This window comes from Peribacillus sp. Bi96, assembly GCF_918698115.1.
In the GTDB taxonomy this organism is placed as follows: Bacteria; Bacillota; Bacilli; order Bacillales; family DSM-1321; genus Peribacillus.
This window is the reverse complement of the sequence record NZ_CAKKLV010000031.1, coordinates 32,975-45,216: the sequence shown is the minus strand read 5'-3', so window position 1 is coordinate 45,216 and position 12,242 is coordinate 32,975. Positions and strand designations below refer to the sequence as shown.

General features: G+C 36.7%; 9 protein-coding genes and 1 pseudogene. All 10 read left to right on the top strand.

Annotated features, from left to right (window positions below; genetic code table 11):
* A pseudogene (locus LQ203_RS24570) lies at positions 1-240 on the top strand (group II intron reverse transcriptase/maturase); the annotation flags it as partial.
* A 388-nt stretch (positions 241-628) separates the two neighbouring features.
* Positions 629-1,348 (top strand): PH domain-containing protein, encoded by a 720-nt coding sequence (locus tag LQ203_RS24565; RefSeq protein ID WP_230162241.1) that lies wholly within the window; start codon positions 629-631, stop codon positions 1,346-1,348.
* 10 nt (positions 1,349-1,358) lie between these two features.
* Positions 1,359-2,081 (top strand): excalibur calcium-binding domain-containing protein, encoded by a 723-nt coding sequence (locus LQ203_RS24560; protein WP_230162239.1) that lies wholly within the window; start codon positions 1,359-1,361, stop codon positions 2,079-2,081.
* A 185-nt stretch (positions 2,082-2,266) separates the two neighbouring features.
* Positions 2,267-3,016, top strand: a complete 750-nt coding sequence (locus LQ203_RS24555) for a hypothetical protein (RefSeq protein WP_230162237.1) — start codon at positions 2,267-2,269, stop codon at positions 3,014-3,016.
* Positions 3,017-3,623: 607 nt separating this feature from the next.
* Positions 3,624-4,088 (top strand): hypothetical protein, encoded by a 465-nt coding sequence (locus tag LQ203_RS24550; RefSeq protein ID WP_230162235.1) that lies wholly within the window; start codon positions 3,624-3,626, stop codon positions 4,086-4,088.
* A gap of 234 nt (positions 4,089-4,322) precedes the next feature.
* On the top strand, positions 4,323-4,580 hold the full coding sequence (locus LQ203_RS24545; protein ID WP_230162234.1) for a hypothetical protein: 258 nt from the start codon (positions 4,323-4,325) through the stop codon (positions 4,578-4,580).
* Between the two features lie 146 nt (positions 4,581-4,726).
* The gene (locus LQ203_RS24540) at positions 4,727-7,450 is read left to right on the top strand and encodes an alpha-mannosidase (RefSeq protein WP_230162232.1); all 2,724 of its coding nucleotides are present in this window, start codon (positions 4,727-4,729) and stop codon (positions 7,448-7,450) included.
* A gap of 5 nt (positions 7,451-7,455) precedes the next feature.
* Entirely contained in the window at positions 7,456-8,778 is a 1,323-nt protein-coding gene (locus LQ203_RS24535) for a glycoside hydrolase family 125 protein (protein WP_230162230.1), read from the top strand.
* An 82-nt stretch (positions 8,779-8,860) separates the two neighbouring features.
* A complete protein-coding gene (locus tag LQ203_RS24530; RefSeq protein ID WP_230162228.1) occupies positions 8,861-11,518 on the top strand; it encodes a discoidin domain-containing protein in 2,658 nt (885 codons plus the stop codon).
* A 67-nt stretch (positions 11,519-11,585) separates the two neighbouring features.
* Entirely contained in the window at positions 11,586-12,230 is a 645-nt protein-coding gene (locus LQ203_RS24525; protein WP_230162226.1) for a YesL family protein, read from the top strand.
* Positions 12,231-12,242: the final 12 nt, after the last annotated feature.

Sequence of the window (12,242 nt, the reverse complement as noted above, 5' to 3'; positions counted from 1 at the left end):
ATTCGAAGAAGACTCAGGATGTGCCTATGGAAACAATGGAAATTGCCAAGAACGAGAGTGAGGAAACTCAAAGGATTAGGCGTCCCATTTGGAAAAGCATATGAATGGGGAAATAGCAGAAAGGGTTATTGGCGCATAGCGCATAGTCCTATTCTAGACAAAACCCTTAATAATGTTTATTGGCACCACCAAGGGTTAGTAAATCTATATGAACGATATACAAAACTGCGTCAGACTTAAACTGAACCGCCGTATACCGAACGGTATGTACGGTGGTGTGAGAGGTCGGAGGCTAGGCGCCTCCTCCTACTCGATTTTATGCAACTAAAGGGGCAGTTTAGTTGAAGAAGACCATTGCAATGATTGTCTATTTTATATGTATTTAATGTCCATTATTGTTTAACAGAACCAATTATGAGGTAACTAATCTGTAATGCAATATCTACCAATTTGGAAATTGCTCAAATAGAGTTATTATTCGCCCCCTGCCAATCTCCCTGAGAATTTTTATTTAATTAAGTGTAGGAAATTTTTTCAATTTTTGTAGTATTATATATTTATTGCTATTAGATAGTAACGACTTCCGCTACATAAAAAATATCCTTTATTAAAAACGGAGGTGATTGTGTTGAGTTTTTTTAAAAAACTTTTAGGACAAGAGTATGTTTCACCAGAAGAAAAAGAAAAGGCACTTATAATCAAAGAGGAGAAACGTCAACAAAGAGAAGTGGAATATCAGATCGCCCAACAGCAAAAAAAGAAAAAGCAAGCTGCTGACATGCAATTAATTGAGAAATATTTCGGAAAGAGTGCTGTTTTTTTCAATAGGGTAGGTTTTTCTCTCTATAAAAGTACAATTATCCATTTTGAAAAATATATTAAATCCCCCGATGAGGAAGTTTTAATAGCTATACCTGCTGAGTATGATAAAACGAAAAAAAGAGAAATCAAGGGCATGCTTATTGCAACCAGCCACAGACTTATATTTGTTACTAATGGAATAGGTCACGGTGAGTTCACCGAAGCTTTCGATTATCGAAAAATGAATGGCATTTCATTAGCTCCGGATGGGTTTGCTCAAAAAGAGTTATTAATCGATTATGGACGAACCCGCAAAATCTTTGACGACATAGCAAACGACGATCAACTCAAACAGTTTCTCAAAGTTGTTAGAAGTAAAATGAACGAGTCAAAACGGGTTACTGGAATAAGCAAAGCTAAAAATAAAGCAGCCGCACATTCAGATGATAAGTATGAGAAGCTTGCTCAAATTGCTAAATTAAGTGATCAGGGCGTGCTAACTGAAGAAGAATTTGAAATAGAAAAACAAAAGATTTTAAACTCATGAGGTGAAAATTTTGAAGTTTATTAAATGGATTATGATTGTTATTGCTCTATTTATAATTTTATCTACTATTATCATTACCCCTTTTGCTTGGATAGGTCTAATAATTTTCTTGTTTGGTATTTACCAAATGATTCAACGTAGTAAAGGAAGAGTGACGTTTTCAAAACCTGGATGGATAGTTTTAGCAGGATTCTTACTTAGTTGCATACTATCTATGATTTTTGTAGAACCAGTAAAAGAAACCGTACCTAAAGAAAAGAAGGAAATTACTCTTAAACAAGAGCAAAAAGAAGCTGAACGTTTGGCGGAAGAACAAAAGAAGAAGGAAGAAGCTGCTCGATTAGCTGAGGAACAAAAGAAAAAGAAAGAAGCTGTTCGATTAGCTGAAGAACAAAAGGAAAAGGAGGAAGCTGCTCGATTAGCTGAGGAACAAAAGAAAAAGGAAGAAGCTGCTCGATTAGCTGAAGAGCAAAAGAAAAAGGAAGAAGCTGCTCGATTAGCTGAGGAACAAAAGAAAAAGGAAGAAGCTGCTCAATTAGCTGAGGAACAAAAGAAAAAGGAAGAAGCTGCTCGATTAGCTGAAGAAAAAAAGGAACAAGAGGCGGTCACCAGGGTTTATTATGAGAACTGTGATGCCGTACGATCCGCCGGTGCAGCGCCTGTATATGAAGGGAATCCTGGTTACGGCAAGCACCTAGACCGTGATGGTGATGGAATTGGTTGTGATAAGTAAAGTAAGCCTGAGAGGACTAGTAGATAGTCCTCTTTCTTTTATTAAAAGGCTCTGTTAAAGATTAGTGTTGATTTTCTTATTGGACCAAGTCGATTAAAATATTTGATAAACAATAAACATATTTTCGTCACATACTACAATACTGGACGATAACTTACTTTCGATTTTCACAAGGAGGAACAGAGATGGCAATGTATGTTTATAAGGATGACGGTCGAACAGAGAAATTATTAGCAAAAAACGCGCAGAGGCAGGACAAGGGAATTCGCTATTACTGTCCAAATCCCAAATGTAACGCCCATATGCATATATCGAATATTGATGGAGTATCCGCATCATATTTTCGTGCAAGTTCTTCTCATAGGCATATAGAAGGCTGTCCATATGGAACTTCAAATGGATTTAATCCAAATAATTATAATGAAGATAAATTCGAATTTGACAATGCATTACTAGCATTAATGATGCCAAGCAAGCCGCAGACTAAAAAAGAAACTCCTGGAGAACATGGAAATGGTACAACAACATCAAAGCCAATACGAACAATTCGTCAGATATATTCAATGTGTAAGAATTGTGACTATTCTGATACATATAACGGTTTATCAATTGGTAAAATGCTACTGGATAACAGAAGCATTCACATGTACCCTAAAGGTGTTTTCGGTTGGAGAATCATTGAAGCCAAATGTAAAAGGCCACATTTCTATAACTCTACTAAAATGGAAATTTCGCTGATTGCTTCTACTGATGGAGAGGAATACACTTTTATTTTAAATTTTGACGATGAAGTGTTGTTTAAGGAAATAAAGAACGATATTTTTCCAAACAAAGAGTACCTTATAGTTGTTGCAGGGCAATGGAGTTCTTCGGGAACTTTTAATGTATTTTATACTAAGTTTTCGAGTAAAAAACAGTTAGCGATTATAAAATAGATTAGTGAAATCCATATTTTTTATCATATATACATAAAAGTGTAGTATTTATTCCTTAGCAGAGAATGAGAAGTGGCAATATGGTTGAGCCAGTTAATCCACGGTTATGTAGGAAATCAAAAATCAACGGGACATCTACGAACAGAACGAAAAAAATTAAAGGATTTGTGCGCAAATAAATTGAATTTCACCCTGAATAGGATAGAGTCTTAGATTGCAGAAAAAGAAAGCATATTAGTAAAAGGTTTTAAAACAGATCGAAGCAGATACAATAATTTGTTTGAAAAGCAGATGAGCATTGCTATAGATAATTTCGAGTTTTTGTATTAAAAAGAAGTACTAAGAAAAAGGGGACAAAAGGAAGGTAATTTTGTCCTCCGTTTTGTCCTCTTCTTTTATTTGTCTCATGTAATATCATTTAGTCGAATCTTGGCAAAAGCCTCATATGAAGAACTTTTTTATAACCTATTTCTTTCTATTATATAAAAAAATGAATGGGTGGCATGATGTAATAGGGTTTTAAATCCCTTGATATAAAGGGGTTTAACGAGTTTTTAGAAATTAATGCTCACCTATTTGCTCACCTAACATGTGAATATTTTTAAAGATGAAGGTCTTTCATCAGTTTACTGAACTGATGGGAGGCCTTTTCTTCCATGCTGTCAGTCATATGAGCATAGATGTTCATAGTTGTGATGCTGCGAGAAGAATTTCTCTTCATTATTCTTTTATAGTGTTTACTGGAAAGGTGCTAAATGACCTTTTTAATCGTGAAGGATTAGATGTGGATCTAAACGCTCTGGAGGCACTTTTCTACAATATATCAAATGAGAACAAGGCAGTTGATAGACCTTTATTAGAGCTGGAACAGTTACTTGAAGTGAATGATTCAAATCGTAACAGATTATATGTAGAATATGAACCTACACAAACTATTAGTGCTCTATATCACAATGGGGAATTGTATTTAACCCCTGCTTACATTAACGAGAGTTTAGGGGTAAATGCAAAACAAATTCGATCTGCCTGGTTGAAAAGAAATGTCACAGTCACTTTCATAAAATATGGATAAATTTTAGATTATATGGAAAAAGCTTATCACTTTCTCTGTGTTGATTGACTATTGACTTGCTGAAACATATCGTTAATGTGAAGAAAAATAGAAGAAGGCGATTGTACATGAAAACTGCTATAGGCATGATATTAGAGGAACGAATATAGCGATTGAATTTGTACAAGAGGATGGTGACGTCCTAACAGCACATGAATTTCCGACCTAAGTAAAATACCAGGTTGTGCTAACAACTTGGGTGTATCGTGTGTAAAAGAAATCAATGCAACAGTTCCCAACCATTACAGGAATCGGCATAGGTACTCCGGCTCTGCCAGATTAGAAACAAGTGAAGGTACTAAATCCACACAATCTAAATCGTGGCGTGGTTATCCTATAGTACAAAATATTGATAGCGCTTTCCTAATGCCGATCCATGCAGTTCAAATATTAAATCCTAAGCTGTTCCTATTAGGCGGTGGTGCCATCATCGAACAGCCAGCATTTTATTAATGGCTAGTAGAAAATGACCAATTACCTTTTACACCAAGATGGCTAATTACTGAAGATAGAAAAAGCGTCATGGTACATTGACGGGAATAAAGAGTGCTGCGGCTACTATCCTGTCGAAGGATTGAGATATAGGAGGGAAAAACAAAATGGAATTTAAGACTACTGCGCATATTATTTCTCACTCCCACTGGGATCGGGAATGGTATATGCCTTTTGAAAAGCATCGTTACTACTTAGTGAAGTTGATGGATACACTTATCGATTTGTTTGAAAAGGGGGAAGATTTTCAGAGCTTTCACTTGGATGGACAAATGATTATTTTGGAAGATTATTTCCAAATTCGTCCAGATAAAAAAGAATTGATTAAGAAGCTAATACAAGAAAAAAAGCTTCATATTGGTCCGTGGTATGTGTTACAGGACGCATTTTTAACAAGCTCGGAAGCGAATGTCAGAAATATGTTGTATGGATTACAAGCTGCAAAGGAATACGGTGCTGTGTCAAAGGTAGGGTACTTCCCAGATACATTTGGCATTTACGGGCAAGCACCTCAATTGCTTCAGCAAGCTAATATTAAAACTGCTGCGTTTGGGAGAGGTGTAAAACCAACTGGATTTAATAATATGGTGAGCGATGCGAAAACATTTGAATCGCCATTTTCAGAACTTAAGTGGGAGTCGCCAGATGGCTCGGCAGTGCTTGGTGTGTTGTTTGCAAATTGGTATTCCAACGGCAATGAAGTACCAGTTGATAGAGAGAGTGCGAAAAAGTATTGGGAAACAAAACTAGCTGATGCTAAGAAATATTCTTCAACATCAAATCTTCTTTTCATGAATGGTTGTGATCATCAGCCAATTCAAGTGGATATAGGAGAAGCAATCAAGGTGGCTGAAGAACTTTTTCCGGATATCACGTTTGTACACTCTAATTTTGATGATTATATGGAAGTACTTCAGGAATCATTACCAGAACAACTTCAGACGATTACGGGTGAACTGCGGAATCAACGTACAGATGGGTGGTCAACTCTTGTAAATACAGCCTCTGCCCGTATCTATCTAAAGCAGATGAATCAAGAGTGTCAAACACTTTTAGAAAAGGTGGCTGAGCCACTTTCTGTGTTTTCATATTTTCTTGGTCATGAATATCCACGTGATTATTTACGATATGCTTGGAAAACTCTGATGGAAAACCATCCTCATGACAGTATTTGCGGTTGTAGTGTCGATGAAGTACATCGAGAAATGGTAACTCGTTTTGAGAAGGTTCAGCAGACGGCATCAACTATTATCGAGGAAAAGGCCAATGAAGTTGTATCTCATATTTCAACGAAACAAAGTGTTGTTGATGAGGATATGATTCCAGTTGTTGTTTTTAACACATCAGGAAATACGCGAGATGTGGTTATCGAAAAAGAAGTTGAACTAGAAAAAGTCTATTTTTCAGATATGCCTTTTTCAGAGATTCCAGATTTCCTTGGTTCGAAGGATTTACCTGATATTAATTTGGTTGATAAAAGTGGTACGGAACATGATTGTAAAACAAAGGACCTTGGTACCCGTTTTGGATATGAGTTACCAGGAGATGGTTTCCGACGTCCTTATTATGCAAGAATTATCAAATTAACATTCCTAGCTCAATCTCTTCCGGGCTATGGATATAAAACATTTTATATCAAACCGGCACCGGCCAAGGAAACGAAGTTGAATGAACAGCCATCGATTAATCAATGTGCTCGTGAATTGGAGAATGAATTTGTTCATTTGTTTGTTCATGAAAATGGTTCGTATACATTGACTGACAAACAGACTGGGAAAGTATTCGAAAATCTAGGAATCTATGAAAATAGCGGGGACATTGGTAACGAATATATGTTTAGGAAGCCAACTGGTGAAGTTCCACTTACTACGAAAGATTTGAAAGCGGAGATAAGAGTAGTTGAAGACCATTCATTACGTTCCGTTATGGAACTTGTTCATGAGTGGGAGATTCCAAAAGAGGCCGATGAAAAGTTTCAACGAGAAAAGGAACGATTAGTTTGGCATAAGGACCGGCTATCAGGTCGATCTTCTGAAAATGTAACAATTCGTTTAACTACACATATTCAGTTAGATCAAAAAGCGAAGGGGCCATCTGTTAAGGTTACAATTGAAAATCAAGCAAAGGATCATCGTCTACGCGTTCTTTTTCCAACTAATCTAAGTACGAATGAACACTATGCAGACAGTGTTTTTGAAGTGGCAAAACGTCCTAATATACCTGAAAGAGAGTGGGACAATCCTAGTTTCGATCATCACCAACAGGCTTTTGTAAGTGTAACAGATGGAAAGCATGGGATGACAATTGCGAATAAAGGATTACATGAGTATGAAATCCTTGAGGAACAACAAACAATAGCCGTTACGATTCTACGTTCAACTTCTGAGTTAGGGGATTGGGGTCTATTTCCGACACCAGACGCTCAATGTATTGGAACGTACCAAGCAGAATGGATGGTTATCCCTCACAAAGGTACAGTGGTTGAGTCAGAAGTATTCAAAGAGGCGTATGACTTCCAAGTGCCTGTGATTGCTGTACAAACAGATGTACATGAAGGGTTACTTCCAACCGAAAAGACATTTTTTACTTGGGAAGGTAAATCGTTAGCAATCTCTTCTATCAAGTTAGCGGAGGAAAGAGATGATGTAATTGCTCGATGGTTTAACACATCTGAAAAAGAAACAATGGTAATTGCTCAACCAATGCAAGGTACAAATAGCTATAAGAGTACTATCGTTGAGAATGTGAAAGAGCCGTTTGAAAATACGCAAATTCAAGAAAAAGTAAAACCGTTTGAAATTATTAGCCTTGGTTGGCAAGTGAAGGAGTGAAGGTAATGAACACTGAGAAAACAATCCCACAATCACTATCTTATTTAATCGAAAAGGTGAAGAAGAATTTTCCTGAAGATAAAAAGCTTCAGGAAATGTTTGAACAATGTTTTGTTAATACGTATGTAACAACACTAAAGCCACAAGAAGATGGATCAACATTTGTCATTACTGGTGATATTCCAGCTATGTGGTTAAGAGATTCAGCTGCCCAAGTACGTCCATATTTACTTGCTGCTGAAGAGGATGAAGAAATGGCGAAATTAATTGAAGGTGTTGTTCGTCGTCAAATGAACTATATCGTTCATGACCCATATGCAAATGCATTCAATGAAACCGCTAATGGAAAAGGCCATCAAGATGATAAAACTGATATGTCCCCAATGACATGGGAACGTAAATATGAAATTGACTCACTTTGCTATCCAATTCAGCTTTCTTATCTTTTGTGGAAATCAACTGGAAGAACGGCCTACTTTGATGACACATTTGTAAAAGCATTGAACAAGATTTTGCATGTCTGGAAAGTGGAACAAAATCATGAGGATGAATCATCATATAGCTTTGAAAGAATGGATGTAAGACAATCAGATACTCTGAACAGGGATGGGAAAGGATCTAAAACTGTGAGAACAGGAATGACTTGGAGTGGATTTAGACCAAGTGATGATGCTTGTTTATATGGTTATTTAGTACCTGCAAATATGTTTGCGGTAGTAGTACTAGGTTATGCATCAGAGATTTGTAGAGAAGTGTTAAAGGATGAAAGTCTTGCAAAGCAATGTGAGCAACTAGCTTCAGAGATAAAAGCAGGAATAGAAGAACATGCAGTGTTAGAACATCCGATTTATGGAGATTTATATGTCTATGAAACGGATGGAATGGGAAGATATCATCTTATGGATGATGCGAACATCCCTAGTTTACTAGCAGCTCCTTATCTGGGCTGGTGCCAATTTGATGATAAAACCTATCAGAATACTCGCCGCTTTTTATTAAGTAGAGATAATCCTTACTTTTATGAAGGAAAAGTGGCCAATGGAATTGGGAGTCCTCATACACCCGATCATTATATATGGCATATTGCATTAGCAATTGAGGGGATGACATCTACAGATGCTTCTGATAAAAAGAGAATTTTGGAAGAGATGAAGCAATCAGATGGAGGAACTGGATTTATGCATGAGGGCTTTAATGCAGACCAACCAGAAGAATTTACGAGAGAGTGGTTCTCTTGGGCGAATTCGATGTTTAGTGAATTTGTATTAAGTTTATGTGGTTTTGCAGTTAAAGGTAGTCCGCTTTATAAAAAGCTACAAGAAAAATAATATCTAAGTTAAGACACAGTACCGCATCTTGGTTGTTACAGAGGATAGATAAAATAACCTTACTAATAGGGGTGGGAATTTGTTGAAAATAAGATATGGTCTTGTCACTACGTTCTTAGGTTTGCTTTTAGTTTGTGTACTTCCGATTACGGGCTTTGCAAAACAGCCGGAATCATCTTATTGGTATCCTGATACATTATTAAAGTGGAGTCCAGAAAATGATTCTGATGCTGTATATAACAAAAGTACTGTTCCATTAGCTGATAGAGAAGTTGTTTTCAATGTGAATGAAACATCTCAGTCAGAAGCTAAATTGGTTGCCTTATCGGCATTAAATCCCAACACAAGCGGGGTTCCATCTCAAGGCGGAAATAAATTTTTTGCAAATACATTTAGCTACTGGCAGTATGTTGATTTAATGGTGTATTGGGCGGGTTCTGCTGGAGAAGGAATCATTACTCCTCCAAGTGCTGATGTGATTGATGCTTCTCATAAAAATGGCGTTCCAATCTTAGGTACTATTTTCTTTCCTCCAATAACGTACGGAGGACAAGAAAAATGGGTAGACCAAATGATTACACAGCGAGAGGATGGTTCATTTCCTGCTGCTGACAAACTTTTAGAGGTTGCTAAATATTACGGATTTGACGGCTGGTTTATCAACCAAGAAACAGCAGGTGGAAATAATGAAACTGCACAAAAAACGAAAAAGTTTTTAAAATATCTACAAGACAATAAGCAAGAAGACATGCACATTATGTGGTATGACTCAATGGTAGAAAACGGATCAATTAACTGGCAAAATCACTTAACAGATCGTAATAAAATGTTCTTACAAGATGATAATGACAGAATTTCCGACAGTATGTTTTTAAATTTCTGGTGGACGAATCAACAATCTTCTCATGATAAGGCATTGGAAATTGGTAGAAGTCCATATGACCTATATACGGGCATTGATGTAGAAGCAAATGGAACAAAGACAAACATTCCTTGGAATGGCATTTTCCCTGAAGGACAAAAACCTTTGACTTCCTTAGGGATTTACCGTCCAGACTGGGCTTTTAAAACAACTGAAACAATGGAAGCGTTCTATCAGAAAGAACAAGAATTCTGGACTGGAAAAGCTGGGGATCCCCGCAAGACTGGTGAAAATGGAAACTGGAAAGGGATGGCTCACTATTTTACTGCAAAAACGGTAATTCAAGAGCTTCCGTTTGTAACGCATTTTAATACAGGTAGTGGGAAATTCTTTGCAGTAGATGGTTCTACACAAAGTATAGAAGAATGGAATAACCGTAGTTTACAAGATATTTTACCAACATGGCGCTGGTTAAAGGATAGCAAAGGGGAGCCTCTAAATGTTGATTTCGATTGGGATACAGCATTTTACGGTGGTAGCTCTTTGAAGGTTTCTGGTAACCTAACGAAAAAAAATGCGACACATGTGAAGCTTTATAAAACGAATCTACCAGTTGAAAAGGATACTGAGATCTCTGTAACCTACAAAACAGATGTGAAAAAGCCTAACATGAAGCTTGGTGTAAGTTTTGTGGATCAACCTGATGATTTTGTGTTTTTTGATGTGAAGAAAAAGAGTCGAGATCAATGGATGGAAGAAACATTTAAATTAAACAAATATAAGGGAAAAGAAATTGCAACTATTTCTCTATTCTTCGAGAGTGATGAAGCAATAAAAGATTATCAAATCAACATCGGAGAAATTAAAGTTACAAATAAACATAACGATAAAGAGGTCCCAGCTATACCAACGAAAGCTAAGGTGAAAAATCCGACTTTCTCGAAGGGACTATATGCTGATTTAGATTTATCATGGGAGTCAGTGGAAGGTGATATTCAGCATTATGAAATTTATCGCGACCTTCCTAAAGGTAAAAAAGAATTTATCGGAGCAGTTCCAAACGCTGCATACTACATTTCGAATTTACGAAGAAGTGGTAAGGAAACAGCAACTACCCTAGAAATAGTAGCTGTAACTACTGATTTTGTTCGAGGTAAAGCTGCGAAGGTAACGTTTAAATGGCCTGCATACCCACAACCAAAGGCAGACTTTAGCGTAAGTCAAACAGTTGCAGCACCAGGTGAAGAAATCCAGTTTTTTAACAATTCATCTGAAGCGACAGAAGAAGTTGAATGGCAGATTGAAGGTGGTACACCTTTAGAAAGTAATGAGAATAATCCAGTTGTAAGGTATGAAGAAGAAGGAGTGTACTCAGTTACCCTAATCGCTAAAAATAGCGAAGGAGAGGATGTCCTTACAAAAGAAGGCTTTATTACAATTTCAAAGGATGCAAAAAACATTACTAACGTTGCACTGAACAAAACTGCAACTGCTAGTGGACAATGCGCCCCCTCTGAAGGACCAAAGTACGCGATTGATGGAATCGTGACGAATAATAGTAAATGGTGTGCAGTTGGTGCAAATCATTGGTTAGAAGTCGATTTCGGTGAGGCGTTTCATCTATCAAAGTTTGTTGTCAAACATGCTGAAGCGGGTGGAGAGCCAGCAGCCTTTAATACGAGGGCATTCACGATCGAGGTAAGTCTTGACGGTGAAAATTGGACGAACGCAGTAACTGTCACAAATAATACAGATGCTATCTCAGAACATGCCATTACAACGACAGAAGCTCGATATATTCGCTTTTCTGTCCAACAACCAACACAAGGTGGAGATCAAGCAATTAGAATATTTGAAGTCGAAGCATATGGATATTAAGTAATATGATAATCGGAAAGGGGGAAAAACCCCTTTCCGATTATCATATTGGTAGGGGATGAAAAACATGGGGAGAATGTTACAAGAAGTAAGTGAATGGATCGTTAGGTTAGTATGGACGAATATTCTTTGGTTTGTATTTATTGTGGCTGGATTAGGTGTTTTTGGGATTATGCCGGCGACTGTTGCTTTATTTGCTGTTACACGAAAGTGGAAGATGAAGGACCTAGATGTTTCCTTATTGAAAACATTTAAAGAAACCTTTAAAAAAGAGTTTGTCCGTTCAAATTGTATTGGGCTGATATATGCAGTAATTGGCTTTTTTTTATATGTCGATTTAAGAATTGCTGAAAGCATGGAAGGAACGTTTTCCGTTATTCTTTATGTCTTTATTAGCTTTATCATTCTTTTATATTTGAATGCTATTGTTCACTTTTTCCCTTTGTATGTACATTATCATTACTCACTAAAGGATTACATAAAACAATCATTTATTATTTCACTTATTAGTCCTTTTTCTACATCAATGATTTGTATTGGTTTGTTTTTTATTGGCTATTTAATCACGAATATGCCGGGACTTATACCATTTATTTCAGGTGTACTTCCTGCATATTGGATTATGAATGTCTGTATAAAAAGGTTTAAAACTCTAGAAGAACAGCAATCACAAGTAAATAAACATATGAAGATCGAGGAAAGTATAAATTAATATAAAAATGGG